The 17,553-nt window shown below is 52.8% G+C and carries 13 protein-coding genes; 2 read left to right on the top strand and 11 right to left on the bottom strand.

Annotated features, from left to right (window positions below; genetic code table 11):
* Positions 1–6: 6 nt before the first annotated feature.
* From hrcA to lepA, 6 genes are all read right to left on the bottom strand, one after another.
* The gene (gene hrcA, locus HMPREF1255_RS01470; RefSeq protein ID WP_016456313.1) at positions 7–1,014 is read right to left on the bottom strand and encodes a heat-inducible transcriptional repressor HrcA; all 1,008 of its coding nucleotides are present in this window, start codon (positions 1,012–1,014) and stop codon (positions 7–9) included.
* Between the two features lie 110 nt (positions 1,015–1,124).
* Positions 1,125–1,907, bottom strand: coding sequence for an inositol monophosphatase (locus HMPREF1255_RS01465; RefSeq protein WP_036916717.1), 783 nt, complete (start codon positions 1,905–1,907; stop codon positions 1,125–1,127).
* On the bottom strand, positions 1,831–4,407 hold the full coding sequence (locus HMPREF1255_RS01460; RefSeq protein WP_016456315.1) for an alpha-amylase family glycosyl hydrolase: 2,577 nt from the start codon (positions 4,405–4,407) through the stop codon (positions 1,831–1,833). The genes HMPREF1255_RS01465 and HMPREF1255_RS01460 overlap by 77 nt, the downstream gene beginning before the upstream one ends.
* A 76-nt stretch (positions 4,408–4,483) precedes the next feature.
* On the bottom strand, positions 4,484–5,347 hold the full coding sequence (locus HMPREF1255_RS01455) for a DUF3097 family protein (RefSeq protein ID WP_024110541.1): 864 nt from the start codon (positions 5,345–5,347) through the stop codon (positions 4,484–4,486).
* Positions 5,348–5,404: 57 nt separating this feature from the next.
* A complete protein-coding gene (gene hemW, locus HMPREF1255_RS01450) occupies positions 5,405–6,544 on the bottom strand; it encodes a radical SAM family heme chaperone HemW (protein WP_024110593.1) in 1,140 nt (379 codons plus the stop codon).
* A 3-nt stretch (positions 6,545–6,547) separates the two neighbouring features.
* Positions 6,548–8,398 carry a translation elongation factor 4 gene (lepA, locus tag HMPREF1255_RS01445; protein ID WP_024110607.1) on the bottom strand — a complete coding sequence of 617 codons (1,851 nt, stop codon included), beginning with the start codon at positions 8,396–8,398 and terminating at the stop codon, positions 6,548–6,550.
* 200 nt (positions 8,399–8,598) lie between these two features.
* Here lepA and rpsT point away from each other — a divergent pair, with 200 nt between their 5' ends.
* Complete coding sequence (gene rpsT, locus HMPREF1255_RS01440) at positions 8,599–8,859, top strand: 30S ribosomal protein S20 (RefSeq protein ID WP_016456319.1); 261 nt, start codon at positions 8,599–8,601, stop codon at positions 8,857–8,859.
* Between the two features lie 90 nt (positions 8,860–8,949).
* Here the strand turns inward: rpsT and holA are convergent, their stop codons facing one another.
* The 5 genes from holA to HMPREF1255_RS01415 all read right to left on the bottom strand — a co-directional run bounded on the left by holA (position 8,950) and on the right by HMPREF1255_RS01415 (position 16,712).
* Positions 8,950–9,915 (bottom strand): DNA polymerase III subunit delta, encoded by a 966-nt coding sequence (gene holA, locus HMPREF1255_RS01435; RefSeq protein WP_024110883.1) that lies wholly within the window; start codon positions 9,913–9,915, stop codon positions 8,950–8,952.
* Between the two features lie 35 nt (positions 9,916–9,950).
* Positions 9,951–11,606 carry a ComEC/Rec2 family competence protein gene (locus HMPREF1255_RS01430; protein WP_231376343.1) on the bottom strand — a complete coding sequence of 552 codons (1,656 nt, stop codon included), beginning with the start codon at positions 11,604–11,606 and terminating at the stop codon, positions 9,951–9,953.
* 587 nt (positions 11,607–12,193) lie between these two features.
* Positions 12,194–12,919 carry a helix-hairpin-helix domain-containing protein gene (locus HMPREF1255_RS09305; protein WP_197016955.1) on the bottom strand — a complete coding sequence of 242 codons (726 nt, stop codon included), beginning with the start codon at positions 12,917–12,919 and terminating at the stop codon, positions 12,194–12,196.
* Between the two features lie 191 nt (positions 12,920–13,110).
* Complete coding sequence (gene leuS / locus HMPREF1255_RS01420; RefSeq protein WP_024110713.1) at positions 13,111–15,594, bottom strand: leucine--tRNA ligase; 2,484 nt, start codon at positions 15,592–15,594, stop codon at positions 13,111–13,113.
* A gap of 119 nt (positions 15,595–15,713) precedes the next feature.
* Positions 15,714–16,712, bottom strand: a complete 999-nt coding sequence (locus tag HMPREF1255_RS01415; protein WP_024110689.1) for a DUF4192 family protein — start codon at positions 16,710–16,712, stop codon at positions 15,714–15,716.
* 117 nt (positions 16,713–16,829) lie between these two features.
* On the opposite strand from HMPREF1255_RS01415, the gene HMPREF1255_RS01410 reads away from it, so the two are divergent.
* Positions 16,830–17,516, top strand: a complete 687-nt coding sequence (locus HMPREF1255_RS01410; protein WP_024110661.1) for a hypothetical protein — start codon at positions 16,830–16,832, stop codon at positions 17,514–17,516.
* Positions 17,517–17,553: the final 37 nt, after the last annotated feature.

Genomic DNA, 17,553 nt, shown 5'->3' with positions numbered 1-17,553 from the left:
TTGAAATTAACCTTCAGATAGAAAACGACCGACGTAATTGGCGACGGCTCGAACGGCCGCCATTGCTGATGGATAATCCATCCGAGTTGGCCCAACGACTCCCAACCTCGCATATGCATCGGCTGGACTGCCATAAGAACTCGCGACTAAGGATGTGGCCTGTAGCGGCTCGTAGCTGTTCTCCTGGCCTATTCGAACAGCAACCTGGCCCGGTTCGGTAGCCGTCTCTGAGAGCAGCTTCAACAAAACCACCTGCTCTTCAAGCGCCTCGATGACCTGCACCATCATCGGCATGTAATCCGCTCCATACCTAGTCAAGTTGGGGAAGCCTGCAACCACTACCTCGCTATTCGGATTAGACTGCGCGATGTCCACTACAGCATCCGTGAGGGCAGCAAACACCTCGTCCTTTTCATATAGTTCGTGTTCGGAGAGCGTGGCTGCGGCCTGATCCAAAGATTGATCAGCAGACAGCTTGTTGAAGACTTTCCTTAGCTCTTCGAGATCTTCTGGAGCAGTGCTGGCCTGGACCATCCGTTGTTCCACGATCCCAACAGAGTCGATGAGGATGACCATCACCTTGGATGTGCTCAACTGAACGAATTCAATATGCCTGACCGTTGCCTGATCGCTGATCGGGTACTGGACTATTGCAACTTGTCTGGTGAACTGAGCCAAAAGCCTCACAGTTCTATGCACAATATCGTCGATGTCGGCCGAGCCGGCCATGAAGGTTTCGATGGCTTTTCGCTCGGCTGGCGATAGCGGTTTGATATCGGCTAGTTTATCGACAAACAACCGGTAGCCTTTATCGGTTGGAATACGGCCCGCGCTGGTGTGCGGTTGGGCCAGATATCCCTCTTCCTCAAGGGCTGCCATATCGTTGCGAACCGTTGCCGGGGAGACATCTAAGCTGTGTCTTTCCACCAAAGCCTTAGACCCCACCGGCTCGTGCATAGAGACATAGTCGGTGACGATCGCTCGCAGCACCTTTAGTCTACGGTCGTTAAGCATCGTCACCCTCTCTCATCGAAGCATAACTAATTTTCTAGCACTCGAATGCTCAGAGTGCTAGTTTAGCTCAGTTTTTCGGTATTTCTAGCGAGCTCTTTTCGAGATCGTTTTTATTTGTCGAGATTGGGCTTCCACGCATCAATAATCTGCTGCAAACGCTCCACGTTCGAACCAGAGAAAATGATAGAAGCATCGCCGCTAGCATCGTACGGGGATCCGTCCATCTTCAGGATCTCGCCGCCAATCTCTTGGAGCATCAGCTGGCCCGGCAGGTGGTCCCAAGGCTTCGGTGACGTGTACAGGAAGTAGTCAATCGATCCCTCTAGCAAATCTGCGTAGTCGACTCCTGCGCAATTATTTGTCGTGGTAGTGGGTTCGAGTTTGCCCTCAGCGTCGTAGCCCTGAAGATTCTTCCTGGAGGTTCCCCCAAGGGCAACACCAGTACGCTCAATTGGGCTCAATCTCTGCCCATTAAGAAATACCCCGTTGCCGCGCTCTGCGACGTATGCCTTCCGGAACATCGGCAACCAAATCCACGACCTCGAAAGCTGGCCATTCTTAAGTTCGGCCAGCATCACCGCGTGTTTATCGCTACCCCGAACATAGTTTCCGGTGCCGTCGATGGGATCGATGGTGAATGCATGATCTGCCTCTAGCAGCCCATCCGGAAGAGAAGGGTCCTTGAAGGTTGCCTCTTCGCCAACGATCAGGGCATCCGGGTAAGCCTCGCGGAGCGCCTTAGTGATCTCCACCTCCGACTCCCTGTCGGCGACAGTGACATAATCGCCCGGCTTCTTTTCGAATATTTGGTCGTCACTAAGGTTGCGAAACCTCGGCGTGATCACTTCTGCCGCTACCGACCTCAGCATCTGAAGTATCTGATCGGTCTGCATCATTCACGTCCTTATCTGAAAATTGTTCTTTTTTGGTCTGCGGAATGCTTCTGTCTTTTTTGAAAATTTTGTCCGGTTTCGGAAGCTTGATCTTGTCGAAGTCTGGATTATGGAAGAGCGGAGACTCCTGGTCTGCAGCAACCAATACCGCGATAGACCATGGCTCTACCGTGTAGTTACCCTCGATGGGCATTGCCATACTAGGCACCCAGAAGTTACTCACCTCTTCGGCCCAATCTCCAGTGTCAATGATGTTAAACCACTTCAGCTGAGGACGGTTTGGATCGGGTTCTTCCGGTAAATCGAAATCGACGTTCGAGTCGCTCATGTTGAGCATAAATAGGTATTCACTGCCGCCAATGCCCTTGCCATCGATAAGAACGCAAACCGCCCTGTCGCCCTCTTCTGGAGCACCGCTCAGATCCGGCTTGAAGAATAAATATGTAACGTCGTCATCGTGAAGCTCTCCGTTGCCCCATGTGGGCTGACGAAGTGTCGGATCCAAAGATCGCAATCTCGCCACGTACCGGGTAAAGCGGAACAGCGGGTTGATTTTTTCTGGTGCCGCGGTTTGACCGATGACATCGTAGTATCCGTTAATTGTCTCGTCTCTGGGGTCCACTGGCACCTGAGTCGGCGCGTTCGATGCTGCCTGAGCCCAGTTGTTCCAGACCCCGACCGTGTTCAAGTTCCACGGGTTATTGTTTCCGTTTTGGGTGCGGCCAAATTCATCCCCGCCGACGATCATCGGAACACCACGCGAGAAGAAAAGCGTGACGATGAAGTTACGCCAACGCGTTCTACGCAGAGACAAATCACCCCCGGAATCCCAAGAATTGTTGTTATCTGAACCACCGTCGGAGGGTCCGAAAGGATATTCCTGGTTATTATCTTTCGCGTTAAAACTAACCAGGTCCATCATGGTGAAACCGTCGTGCGCGGTGACGAAGTTAATGGACTTATTGGGACCTTCCTTGTGCCCGAATCCCGCCCAGTCACCGTTAAAGACGTTGATGAATTCAGAAGTGTTACCGTCCCCCTTTAGGAAACAACGAATTGCATCTCGATAGCGACCGTTCCACTCGCCCCATTCCGCAGGGAAGTTTCCAACCTCGTACCCCCATAGGTCCCAGGCCTCCGCAACGACACGGAAATTATTTTCTTTCGCTTTCCTACCGATCCTGGTCAGCAGAGGATGGCCACGGAAGAACCTCTTCCGGCCCGCCCAATCGCTCTCGTCAAATAACTCCGGCATTCTGCCGAGGACTGGGGCCAGATCGAAGCGGAAACCATCCACTCCCATTGCCTCATGCCAATACTTGAGCGAATCTGCAGTCAAGCAGCACATACCGGGCGAGGAAAAATTGGTTTGGTTTCCCGACCCCGTTGCAGCATCGTGTATCGCGCCACCTTCGGCTAGGTCGTAATATTCCGCCGTGCCAAAACCACCAAAGGTGGTGAAGCCCGCATTGTTGGGGTCTGCGTCCCAATTTCCACCTTCTGCCGTGTGGTTAAATACGACATCGATGAATACACCGATCCCATGTTCATGGAATGTGCGCACCATTTCTTTGAACTCACGAGTCGGACCGCCAGGAGACTTATCGGAGGAGTAGTCCCTGTTCGGAGAGAAGAAATTGAGCGTCTGATATCCCCAGTTATTCGTAGACCCATTGTTGTCCCCGACCTGATCGGAGTCGGTTTCGTGCACAGGAAGGAACTCAATTGTGTTTATGTTTAGCGCCTTCAGATAAGGAGCCATATATGCCGCACCCGCATAAGTGCCGCGAAGTTCCTCCGGAACGTTTTTTACCTCATCGAACCCCAACTCGTCGCTGAAAATTTCTTCGAGCTTGGAAGCAGAGGGATGCATCGTCAGCTGCTTGACATGGACTTCGTAGAGGCAGATGTCCTGGCCCTCTCGGTTGATCCCCTGGCCAGTGTCCGTCCGGTCGGACACAACGATGCCTTTTGGTGCCCACTTTGCAGAGTCGAGCTCCCTGACCTGCTTGCCTTCCCACACGGTGCTACCGGTGCCAAAAATGTTTTTATTGAACCCCATTTCTTCGAGCTTGGGATTCATTGGCGTGTGCGACACCTCTAACGCGTAGGGGTCGAGAAGAACCTTATTCGGATTGAAGTGGTTACCGTATTCGTCCCTATCAGCCTGGAAACCTTCCAGAGTTCCTGGACGCCAACTTTCAAGATACGGCCAATTTTTTCCCCAACAACGGTAGCCGTAGTACGTGCCGTGCCCCGCTCCTAACAGGCTGGCCCGCCAAACTCCCTCATAGCTCTTGGCCATGTCGACCCGCAAAATGGCCTCGGTCCCGATGGGATCTAAAAAGATCTCCAGAGCTACGTGCTCAGCCATAGGTGCGTAAACGCCAAAAGTTGTGACGCCGCTTTCCTCATCAAAGTTAGCACCTAAGCGCCAAGATGCGCTCTCCCAATCTTGTGGGTTATGCAAACGGGGTGTCTGGTCTTCGTTCACATTCATAGCAATCAGCCTACTTTTAAAGTCTCGCCCGACATACTTGAAAGCTAAAACCTAGTGAGCACAACATCGGTTTTAGCTACTCACCGATATCTTCAAGGTGATCTTGAGTGACGAAATCGATCAAAATCTCGACATTTCGCACTAGCTCCATGTCTAAATCTTTGATTGTTTTCACCCTGCTCAACATTTTTCTCCAGGCTTCGGCGATGTCCGCCTGATTGTCATGTGGAAGGCCCAGTGCGACCAAAGTTCCTTTTTTAAAATCGACGTCCCTGGGGATACTCGGCCAGCTCTTGAAGCCAAGAGTTGAGGGTTTAATAGCTTGCCAAATATCTATGAACCGGTGCCCTTTTATGAGGACGAAATCGCCGTAGCCACCGCGGATGACGTCATCGGCGATACCTCGCTCTTTTGTCCCCGAAACCAGGTGATCGACTAAGACACCGAGCCTTCTACCCTTCTGTGGCTTGAACTGAGCGACGATATTGACCAGATCGTCGATACCACCTAGGTACTCAACCGCAACCCCGACGTGACGCAGATCGTCTCCCCAAATCTTCTCTACTAGCTGAGCGTCGTGGCGCCCCTCGACGTAAATTCTGCTCGGCAAGGCGACTTTGGCGGCTTCCTTTTCTCCGATCCGAGAGCCCGACGCAGTGTGCGTAACGCGAGCCCTGCCAGTACGTGGCGGAATGCACAGCGATACCGGTTGCCCATCCAGCCAGAATCCGGGCCCAACTGGAAAAGTCCGACGCTTAAGGTGCTTGTCTTCGAGAATCACCAGACCGTTTTCCCAACCCATGATCTCCCCGACAAATCCGCTTGTGGGATCCTCGACGACCATCCCAAGTTCCATGGTCACGCTGCGGGCTTTCTTCAAGTGTGCCTTCTGCCAACCGGGAGCCAAAACGTCCTTGGCGTATCTAGATTCTGCTGCCACGAAACGAAACCATAGCCTGACTTATTGCCGCCATCGAGCCCACATACCCGAACAGGGCTAATCCAATATTTCTACGACTATTCCATCGATGAGCAGCCTGCCGTCTTGGCTCGCCCTAATCATTTGACCTTCTTCGGAAACAAATTTTTCGAGTAGCCCTTGGTCGATGAAACGTTGCACCCTGGACGCCTCAGAAGCGCTAAGTTTTCGAAGCTCAAGCCCGCGTTTAAGGCGCATGCGGAGCAAGACTTCTTCCTCGTGCTTAGCGATCTCGTCTAGGGTTTCGGAGCCCTCGATGGCGGACCCGTTTTGATGAAGCTGCTCGGCGTAGCGAAGCGGACGCTTCACATTCCACCAGCGCTTATCTGCCAGGTGAGAATGCGCCCCTGGACCGATACCCCACCAGTCCCCGCCTAGCCAATAGGCAATGTTGTGACGGGATTCAAACCCATCCTTAGCCCAGTTGCTGGTCTCGTAATTTTCCAGTCCGGCCTCGGACAAAAGCTCGTCTGCAAGTAAATATTTGTCCGCGAGATCATCCTCGTCCACCTTGGCGACTTTCCCCTTTTTAATCCGCCTGGCGAGTGGAGTCCCGTCCTCAACTATCAGGGAATAGGCGCTAATGTGATCCGGGCCTGCGGATAGGGCATCGAGCAGACTAGACCGCCAAGACTCAAGGCTCTCCCCCGGTGTGCCATAGATCAGGTCCAGGCTGATGTTTGAGAACCCGATCTGTCGGGCGCGCTTGGCCGCCTGCACTGCTCGTCCAGGCTGATGAACTCTATCCAGTACGCCCAAGACGGTCTCGTCGCTAGATTGCATGCCGATAGATAGCCGGTTAAACCCTGCGCTAAGAAGATGTTCCAGCACGTCGTCATCGAGGGTTTCCGGGTTGGCCTCTGTCGTGATCTCCACGCTGCCGGAGAACCCGAAACATTCTTTTGCATGCGCCAATAGCCCCCCGAGGGCTTCGGTATCTAGCAACGTGGGGGTGCCACCACCGAAGAAAACTGTGTCTAGTTTTCTTCCATCACCGATAGTCTCCCAAGCGATATCAATTTCATTGTGGGCCGCATCAAGGTAGGCCTGCACAGCCCCCAGGCCGACCTGTGCTGGCGTGTAGGTATTGAAATCGCAATAGCCACATCGCTTTGAGCAAAACGGCACATGAACGTAGAGGCTTAGCGTGCGCTGCATTGATTAGCCACGCTCTTTGCCCTTGATGTCCTTGCCCGATTCGTTGGTCGAAAGCGCGGCTACGAAGGCCTCCTGTGGCACCTCTACTCTGCCCACCATCTTCATGCGCTTCTTGCCTTCCTTCTGCTTCTCGAGGAGCTTGCGCTTACGAGTGATGTCGCCGCCGTAGCACTTAGAAAGAACATCCTTGCGCATGGCTCGGATGGTTTCACGAGCAATCACACGGCTACCGATTGCCGCCTGCACTGGAACCTCGAACTGCTGACGAGGGATAAGCTCGCGCAGCTTCTTGGTCATCTCGAGGCCGTAAGCGTATGCCTTCTCACGATGCACAATTGCGCTGAACGCATCAACCTGCTCGCCATTCAACAGAATGTCCACCTTGACTAGGTCAGCTTCCTGGACGCCGGCCTCGTGGTAATCCAAGGAGGCGTAACCCTTGGTCTTGGATTTCAACGCATCGAAGAAATCGAACACGATTTCGCCTAGTGGCAGCATGTAGCGAAGCTCAACACGGTCTGTGGACAGGTAGTCAAGGCCCTTCTGCTCGCCACGACGCTGCTGACACATTTCCATTACCGGTCCGATGAATTCGGATGGAGTCAAGATCGTTGCGTTGACGATTGGCTCGCGCACAGCGGCGATCTTTCCTTCTGGGAAATCCGAAGGGTTATCCACCAGCTTCTTCGTACCGTCTTCCATCTCGACTTCGTAATGCACGTTAGGCGCGGTTGAGATGAGGTCGAGATCGAACTCTCGCTCGAGTCGTTCCCTAACAATCTCCATGTGCAGCAAGCCAAGGAAGCCCACCCGGAAACCGAATCCTAGTGCTGCAGACGTCTCGGGTTCGTAGGTCAACGCGGCGTCGTTTAATTGAAGCTTCTCAAGCGCCTCACGCAGATCAGGGAAGTCGGAACTGTCGATGGGATATATGCCCGAGAAAACCATTGGGATGGGGTCTCGGTATCCGCTTAATGGCTGTTCGGCTGGCTTGATCGCGCTGGTGATGGTGTCACCGACTCGAGACTGCCTGACGTCTTTGACGCCAGTGATCAAATAACCGACCTCGCCGACGCCTAAACCATCTGCTGCTGTCGGTTCAGGAGAGATGACTCCGAGTTCAAGAGCTTCGTGAGTGGCTCCCGTTGCCATCATTTTCAGCTTGTCACGCTGTTTGAACGAGCCGTCCATCACCCTCACGTAAGTCACGACTCCCCTGTAGGAGTCGTATACGGAGTCGAAGATCATCGCCCGTAGGGCCTCATTTTCGTCGCCCACAGGGGCAGGAATCTTGTTGACGATCGTGTCCAGCAGCTCCGGAACGCCCTGACCGGTTTTTGCGCTGACCTTGAGCACTTCTGACTCGTCACAACCGATGATGGAAGCGATCTCCGCTCCGAACTTTTCGGGATTCGCGTTGGGCAAATCAATCTTGTTCAAAACTGGAATGATGGCGAGATCGGCTTCGATAGCCAAATAAAGATTAGATAGCGTCTGAGCCTCGATGCCTTGAGCTGAATCCACGACCAGGAGAGCTCCCTCACAGGCAGCCAACGAACGGCTCACCTCATAAGTGAAGTCGACGTGACCTGGCGTGTCAATCATATTCAACACGTAAGGCTGATCGTCGGACGTCCAATTCATTCGGACCGCCTGAGACTTAATGGTGATTCCGCGTTCGCGTTCGATATCCATTCGGTCTAGATATTGGGCACGCATAGTGCGATCGTCAACAAGACCAGTCAACTGCAGCATACGGTCTGCAAGCGTCGACTTTCCGTGGTCGATGTGCGCGATGATGCTGAAGTTGCGGATGAGTTGCGGATCAGTCTGCCCAGCAATGTGTTTAGCCATGGATTTCGAATTAAACCTCAAGACTCGTTAGCACCGGTTCGCGATGCTGGCGATTGGACGCGGACGCGCCAAGTGTTATTGTTTCATGCCAACTAATGCTCTGCCATTATTTGGACTGAAGCATTCAAACTGGTAGATTATCTCGTCGCGCCGTAAAAGCGCGAACCCAGAAAACGACTTTTAGAAGAGGCATAACCCAAGTGGCAAACATCAAGTCCCAGAAGAAGCGCATCCTCACCAACGAGAAGGCTAGGCTGCGCAACAAGGCCGTTAAGAACGAGCTGCGCTCTAGCGTTCGCAAGTTCCGCGAAGCTGCCGATGCCGGCAATAAGGAAGACGCTGTTAAGCTCGCCGCGAGCGCTAACCGTCTCCTAGACAAGGCTGCCAGCAAGGGTGTAATCCACAAGAACCAGGCTGCTAACCGCAAGTCGGCTATCTCGTCTCGCGCGGCTTCTCTGTAAATTAACTTTCGCCTAAATTTAAGGGCTAAAAGATTTTTGTCTAACGCCTCAACTCCCTCTGGGTGGGTTGAGGCGTTTGGCGTGCGTTTTTCACTTATGCCTGGCAGAGTTCACTTCTAGGATCATCTTTTCCAACGTGTAATCGGGATCGGCAGAAGCGCCCTTAACTTGTGCATCCGCTTTGGCTACGGCCTGTATCGCGGCGCTCACGCCTTGAGGTGTCCAAGTCCTACTTAGCCTGGCTAGATCCTTGAGTTTCCACGGGGCAACTCCGACCTTTCTTGCAAGCTCGTTACCTCTTGTGCCACGAGCACCGAAGTATTTACCTAGCCCTCTCAACTCGCTTGCGAAAGCTGAAGTTATCAGAACTGCGGCAACACCGTTTTGCAGCGCCCAACGAAGTTTTTCTAGCGCAGACCCGGTTCTGCCGTTAAGCACGTCGTAACAAATAGCGAAGCCACTGATCTCGACGTGGCCGCTAAAGTAGCGCTGAACTATTTCTTTATCGATTCTGCCATCCTGCCAGTCGGCTGCCAGCTGCGCTACAGCACCGGCAAGAGCAGACATGTTAGTCCCCAACGCATCAATAATTGCTTTAGCCGCTGCCTCATCGATCCGCACTCCGTTGGCTCTGCCTTCCGCAATCACAAAATCGGGCATTTTCCACGGCTTGGGAGCTTCGACAGATTGGGTTTGCACTTTGGCTTTTTTGAGTTTGTTTAGCAGCCCGCTACCTTTCTGCCCGCCCTCGTGAACGAGAGTCAAGCTGAGGTCGTCATGCGTGCTTTTCGCGATTGCCAGCACTTGATCGTGCAGTTCGGCGGGCAATTCTCCTAGTTGACGAATTACCACAATTGTTTGGAGCGAAAAAAGAGAACCTCCAGTGAGGGATGAGAGGTGACTACCGTCCAGATCCCCCGCGGAAAGATCGTTGTATTCGGCCTCGGGACACTCTTGCTTAGCGGCCCTGACTCTTGCTTCCACTGCGCGGTCAAGCAGAAGTTGCTCTTTTCCTGTGATTAGCAAAGTTGTGCCGAATGCATTCATCTTTTCCATTTAACCGTTCTCGTTAGAACCACATCTTGCTTGTCTCAGCGCTGGGTAGCAGCGACCAGTTTACCGTCACTCCTAGCGACAGCTACACTCCCGTTCTCATCCGTACGATAAACCAAAGCGCCGCTCTGCTTAGCCAGCTTCAATGATTTAGCAGAAGGGTGGCCGTAATCGTTGTTTTTGCCCGCCGAGGCGACAGCTAGCTTAGGTGAAACTGCTTTGAAAAATTCTGGAACTTGATGTGCCGATCCATGGTGCGGGATGGCTAAGACGTCTCCACTGAGATCTCGACCTTGCATCAGTAGCTTAGTTTGGCCGTCGATCTCTATGTCACCAGGAAAAATAGCTTTGGTTCCAAAGAGTTCGACTTTGCTCGTGATACCGGCATCGTTTTCCATCTGACCAGTCAATTTAGAGACGTCGCTAGTCAATTTTTTACCGCCCAAAATACTTATCCGGGCATTCCCCACTGATAAGACTGCACCGTCTTCCAGTAACCGTGTTTGGATACCCCTAATGTTTGAAGAGCTGTAGATGTTCTCGGTTGGAAATTTCGCCAAAATCCTGTTCAAGCCCCCGACATGGTCGGCATGGCGGTGGGTCAAAATAATGGCGTCCAATCTACGTAGCCCCGATCCTTCTACGCACCTCAAAGGTTTTTCGTCGTCTAGACCCGCGTCTATCAGAACTCCCGAATCGCTGCCGCTTCTGACTAGATTTGCCGATCCCTGCCCAACGTCACAAAAAATGTACAGCCAATCCTTCGGGAGCCAACCAATTCTTTGTAGAGGAAATAGCGAACAGACAACAAGAATGAATGCAAGCAGAATAGTTAGCCAAGGAGTGTTCAGCACCTTACCGATGACGAGGATCAACATACCGCAGAAAATGCTGAGCACCGTGATCGAGGGAATCGTCGCTGACCACTGAAACGTGGCTCCAGGCAGGACAGAGAATGTGTGCGCAATGACGATTATCGGGTTAACACACCACCCCGCCAGCCACCCCAAGCATCCAGACAAGAAACTTGAAAAAAAGGAAAAACCACCTGCAACAAGCCCGAGTACGGTCACCATACCGACGAACGGTCCACTTAAAGCATTGGCAAAAAGACCGACGAAACTGATTTCACCGCTAATACAAGTTACAAGCGGTTGAGTGCCGAGTTGAGCAGCTAAAGGGATAGCAATGGCCTCAGCAAGAGGCCCCGGCAGCCACTTGCGAAGTTTAATCTGCCACCCGCTCGCCAACACGAGGATCGACGCCGAAGCGGAGACGGAAAGCGCAAACCCCCAGGACAATGAAAGCCAAGGATCGATTAGACAAAGCGCCATAACAGCACCACCTAGTGCGCGTAGGCCTCGATTCTTGTCCGTAGCCACGCCTGTGGCAGCAAGGCCAATCAGTCCCATGACCGATGCCCTAAGCACGCTTGGCTCAGCCCTACAGACGATGACGAACAGCGCCACCGAGCCCGACGCAACAAGCCAGATCCACCTACCCCTGACGCCGATGAATCTCGCTAAAGGCAGAGCAAAAGCAAGTAGCAAAGTTAAGTTGGTGCCACTAACCGCAGTCAAATGGGTTAGCCCGGTGGCTTTGAAATCAGATGAAATTGTTTCGTCAAGTTTAGATGTGTCTCCTACCACTAGCGACGGAACAAGACCGCCTTGTTTCGGTTCCGACCATCTCATCGACTCGCGAAGCCCATCTCGCATGCGGTTTGTTATCGCCGACAACCAGCCAGGATTTTTGACTGGTGTCACCTTCAGGACAGATAGAAAAGCGCTTTGCCGTTGAGTTCTCTGCGCTGGGCGCGCTTTAGCAGTCACCTTGATTATCGAACCGACCGTTTGTGAGCATAAGCTTGTCTGCTGTTCACCAGAGGCGATCAAGAAAACCCGAGAACCCGCGGCGGGGTTTCCTTTTTCTAATATTCTTTCCACCGTTCCTAGTGAACGGCACGATTCAGAGTTACGTTTAGCAGTCGCAATTTCTGGATCTGTGCTTATTTTGACGATCGCATGTATAACGGAACCATTTCTTGCAGCTTCCGCAAGCGGGTCTTCTTCTTTCGCGTTAGTCCTTACCCCGCTGAGGACGAAACTGGTTAAGAGAATCAGAGCGAAAGCTATAAAAATATTTTTCCTGCATTTGAGGAATAGGGCCCCACTGACAGCGCTAATAACAAGCACTACTGATAGGTGCAAACCGAGTATTCCAGCGGCTGCTCCTGCCCATGCCGCAGCCCCGATGGGCACCATCCTTAGGTCTGTTTTATTCACACGCAGACCTTCTCGGAGAGTTTCGCAAAGGATTTCGGCCCTATCCCATCTATTTCTTGGAGCTGTTCGGGTGAAGAAAATTTTCCATTCTTGGTGCGCCATTCGACTATTGCCGACGCAGTTACTGGGCCAACTCCTGGTAGCTGTTCTAGCTCACTTTGGCTTGCTGTGTTCAGGTTTATCTTTCCTGCTGAACCTTCCGCTTGTGTTCCTCCTTCCGCAGCTTTACCTGTTCTCACCTCACTAGAATCGCTTCCTGAGCTGACGAATATCTGCACGCCGTCCGAAATCGGCATAGCCAGATTCAGTTCGCCCAAGTTTGCGTCGTCAGTGACTCCCCCGGCTGCCTCAATTGCTGTTACGACTCTAGATCCTTCTGGTACTTCGACTACTCCCGGGTTATTTACCGCGCCTATGACGTGCACCACTAATGGTTGCCGGCTTGGTGAGGGCTCCGGTGTTTCAACAATTACTGGGGTCGTCCTATCCTCGGTTTCGGGAAGCTGAGCTGCGGAGGATCTATCTAGCTGGGCTACAACGAAGAGCACCGCAATTGCACCAGCAGCTATGAGCGCAAGCAGGTTTTTTCTGCTTACTTCAACGATTTTGTCTTTTATCGAAGCCGGTTTGGGCGGCTCTACGTATTTCTCATTCAGTTTTTCTTCGTAGCGGAGGTCGGCATCGACTTTGTAGTCCTGTTCCGATTGCGTGTATTCATTCACGTTGGCAAACATCGCTCTGCGAGCACTCCCGGGAGGTCTTTCTCCCGAGACCAACTCGCTTAGCCTGCGATCTAAGTCATCGGAGTTCTCTAGCACGAAAACACTATTGACTAACCCTCATGACTTGTTCACAAAGACAACAAAACGGCAGAGCCTGACAACATCAGACTCTGCCGTTTTTTACGGTCTATTTACTTTTTGGGAACGATGCTGACCATCTTCGGAAGCTTGACGATGGTCTTAAGAATCTCACGACCATCTAGGGCCCGTTGAACGTTATCTTCGGCGAGTGCGGCTTCGATAGCCTGCTCCTCAGTGATATCGGGGCTTACGGTTATCTTTGCCCTGACTTTGCCCTGCACTTGGACTACTAGTACTACCGATTCGGCGACCAGGAGCTTCTCGTCGGCAGTTGGCCAGGCGCTGTTAGCAACCGAGGGCTCCTTGCCCAGAAGTTCCCACATCTCTTCGGCGACGTAAGGAGCAAATAGGCTCAATGCCTGAGCGGTGAACTCGGCTGCTTCACGGACTGCGGGATCCGCTGCACCAGTCTCGCCGTTAATTTCTTTCCTGGCTGCGTTTACCAGCTCCATTACACGAGCTACAGCGACGTTGAAGCGTCCCATCTCGACGAGCTCTGTGACGTCGTGGATCGTCTTGTGTGTTACTCGACGCAGACCCTCGTAGCCAGATTCAACAGGACAACCCGGATCGCTGGTCACATCGGCGGCAATACGGTAAGCACGCTGCAAGAACTTAAGAGAACTGGATGGCGAGACCTCTGCCCAGTCAATGTCGTCCTCGGGCGGACCGGCGAAGATCATCGTCAGACGAACAGCGTCCACACCGAACTCGTCTATCTGTTTTCCAAGATCTACGCCGTTGCCTAGGGACTTGCTCATAGCTTTGCCCTGGTTGATGACCTGGCCCTGGTTCAGCAGCTTCTTCATCGGCTCATCGAAGTCGATCACGCCAAGATCGTTAAGAACCTTCGCAAAGAAACGCATGTAAAGCAGGTGCAAGATGGCGTGCTCAACGCCACCTACATACTGTTCCACCGGCATCCAACGATTAACGTCCTCCGGATTGAAGGGGCCGTCCTCAAAGTGCGGCGAGCAGTAGCGATAGAAGTACCAAGAGGAATCGACGAACGTGTCCATCGTGTCCGTATCTCGCTGTGCATCAGCACCACAATTCGGGCAGGAAACACTGCGCCATTCTGCAGCCGCGTCGCTTGCCAGCGGACTCATCCCCTTAGGAGCCAGGTCTGCGCCTCGAAGGTCTGGCAGCTCTACCGGCAGCTGATCGTCGGGGACGGGAACCAAACCGCACTTCGGGCAGTGGATAATTGGGATCGGGCAGCCCCAGAAACGCTGACGACTCAACAGCCAGTCGCGCAACCTGTAGGTAACTGCCGCCTCACCCGAGCCACGCTTGTTCAAAACCTCTACAGTCTTCTTAACGCCTTCTTTGACGCTCGTTAAGCCATCGAGCGGGCCGGAGCTCACGTAGACACCATCACCGGTGGTGGCAACCCCGCTTGTCGCGGGATTCTCTTCGCCAGTGTCGATGACAGGACGAACCTCGAGGCCGTACTTCAACGCGAAGTCCAAGTCACGCTGGTCGTGAGCAGGCACTGCCATAATCGCGCCAGTGCCGTAATCGCTTAGGACGTAGTCGGCAGCCCACATCGGGATTTTCTCGCCGGTTACCGGGTTCTCAGCGTAGACGCCGAGGAAAACACCAGTCTTCTCGTGCTGGGTGGACTGTCGCTCAATCTCGGTGTTCTTTTTGACCTCTTCCAGATACTTCTCGAAGTCTGTCTTCTGCTCGGCGGAGACGATATCGCTGGCCAGATCGCTATCAGGCGCGACGACCATGAATGTTGCGCCATACAAGGTGTCGGGGCGAGTGGTGAAAACCGTTACCGGCTCCTCGCGGCCTTCGATTTTGAAGTCCACGTAGGCACCCTCAGAGCGACCGATCCAGTTGCGCTGCATCGCAAGCACACGCTCGGGCCAGCCATCCCTTAGCTGATCCATGTCGTCGAGAAGACGCTGGGCATATTCAGTGATCTTGAAGTACCACTGGTTGAGCTTCCTCTTAGTGACAGGGGTTTTGCATCTCTCGCAAGCGCCCTCGATTACCTGTTCATTAGCTAGAACGGTCATGTCCTTCGGGCACCAGTTGACGTAAGAATCCTTCCGGTAGGCAAGCCCACGCTCAAAGAATTTGTTGAACAGCCACTGGGTCCAGCGGTAGTACTCGGTGTCGGAAGTGTGTAGCTCACGGCTCCAGTCGAGGCTCAAGCCGTAACGCTTGAACGAAGTTTTCTGAGTCTCGATATTGCTGTAAGTCCACTTTGCCGGGTGTTCGTTGTTCTTAATCGCAGCGTTTTCAGCCGGAAGGCCGAATGAGTCCCACCCAATGGGGTGCATGACATCGTAGCCCTGCATGCGATAAAGCCTGGCGGGGACATCACCCATTGCATATGCCTCCGCGTGACCCATGTGTAGGTCTCCGGATGGGTAAGGAAACATGTCTAGGACATAACGACGCGGCTTGGAATCATCATCAAGAGTTTTGAACGTGTGATCTTCGTCCCAAAACTTTTGCCACTTTTCCTGAGCGGCCACTACGTCGTAGCGACCCTCTGCTTCGTCATGTACGCTCACAGCATTCTCCTATTAGCTAACCAATTCGCGAGCCGAATCAATGCATAAGTCCATCATCGGATGAACGTCGAGGCACGATTCTACCCGACTATTGGCTTCAGGTTAACTTTCCATCACCCCTACACCTCTGCCTTCTCGAATGTGTCTTGCCAATTAAGAAATTCGCTAAGAAATATTTGCCGCATCGGCTCCCATTCGGTGGGCGGTTGCAACATTTGATTTGCCGTGATCGGTATTTGCAGCAAGACGCTATTTGGATCTATCTGCGAACCGATGTCTAAACAAATTGACTGTAGGGCGCCATTTCCTCCAGCCCAAGCCGAGATGGCTGTCAAAGCAATCGCAGTCAGCGCATATTGCTTTGGCATTTGGCGACACACCTTCTGCCATAGTTCACATTCGGGTATCGCACGGCGGCTCGAAATCCTCGACAACGCGCAGATTAAGGTCCAATATCGCGAAGTGAGCATGCCGATTTCCAACAATTGCCGCTTCGAGAGAACTTCTTGATTCGCCATCAAAAACTTGAATCTCTCAACAGCGTCTTTTTCTTTCATCGTGGTGATTTCTTCGACTAACTCGGCCATCAAGACCATGTTCTCGTTAGCAAGCTCACCTTCAGCGGGTTGCACGAGGGCAACTAGATCGCTGCGATCCTCAAACATTCTCATCCCTGCACCTGCGAATTCAGCTCGTGCTGTCAAACTAATTTCTGGCACTGGTCGACGACGCGGTTCCGCTTCTCCCCTGATCCAGAAACTTCGCCCATTGGACACCACGCTCATCATCAAGGCATCACCCACGAGCCGCTCGATACGCTCAGCACAACTCGAGGCAAGCCCGAGATCGACGGAATATGCCGCCACGAAGAACAAGGCGCCCGGGTATTTTTCTCGCAGATCAATAAACCGTTCCAGGTCGAATTCCAACTGACATATATCCATGCGAATCGTCACCTCGACGCAATTGTTTTCGATGACCATGATCACAACTGATTCTTTCGGTTTGAATCCGAGCATTGCCGGGATCACCGATAAAAGTTCGGCTGGCTCGTTTAGCTTTACGCGAGGAGGGGCAAGGAAAGTTTCTTCTACTGATGCATTGCCTGTTTGCTTCATGCATTGTTTATTGCAGTAAGCAGAGCCCAAAAATCACCGGTACAACACCTTTGCTAAAGAAGAAAACACCGTCTGGGTTCCAGACAACATTTGTCGAAGACTTTAGGCTTATCGAGTATGGAGCTAAACAGGCCCGAGCAAAGCCTCAACGATGATCCGCAACAGGCACCAGCTGACGGAGACTTGGTCCAGAGGCCATATGCCGACCTTGAACCTGTCAACGTTGAGGTTCAAGAGCAACGCCATGAGATCCCCACTGCCCCAGCACCAGTCACATCACACAAACCTCAGACACGAATTAGGGCCTATCGCCGTCCTTTACTGGCTAGGCTGGCACTGCCGCTAATCTCTGCGGCAATAATTTTTGGTTTGATCTGGTTCGCAGGTCGAACCCAGGAAAAGCCTGAAGAGACCCCGCCGAACGTTTCTCCCACCGCTCCTGCAACTCCGCGTGTGCCTTCATTGCCGGCAGAAAGACCTTTCGATGACGGCCACGTTAGCGGTGCTTTCATCGTTGAATCTGCGCAGTGGGACGCCTATACGCTGAGCGTAAACGTACGCGTAAAGCTAGATTCCGGCTCGATGAACTACACGTTCATGGCTCTTGATTCGCAGGCGGGATCCGGAAATATCGTTTACCCAAACCGGGCGGCTTCCCCCAACCAGTTGGACAGAGGCAGGATAGACGAGGGTCAAGAAATTTCGGGAACTGTGATCTTTCCTCGCCCGACACAATCTGCTCAAGTCGCCCTAACTAATTTATCGACTGGCAACAACATCGCGATGGTCAAGATACCAATTTAAGCCCGATCCAGGACCCTGAACTGTTGACGGTGCGGCA

Origin of the sequence: Propionimicrobium sp. BV2F7 (assembly GCF_000510445.1) — a bacterium.
Taxonomy (GTDB): domain Bacteria; phylum Actinomycetota; class Actinomycetes; order Propionibacteriales; family Propionibacteriaceae; genus Propionimicrobium; species Propionimicrobium lymphophilum.
Note: the sequence above shows the minus strand (reverse complement) of the source record. Positions and strands in the feature narration are given on the sequence as shown.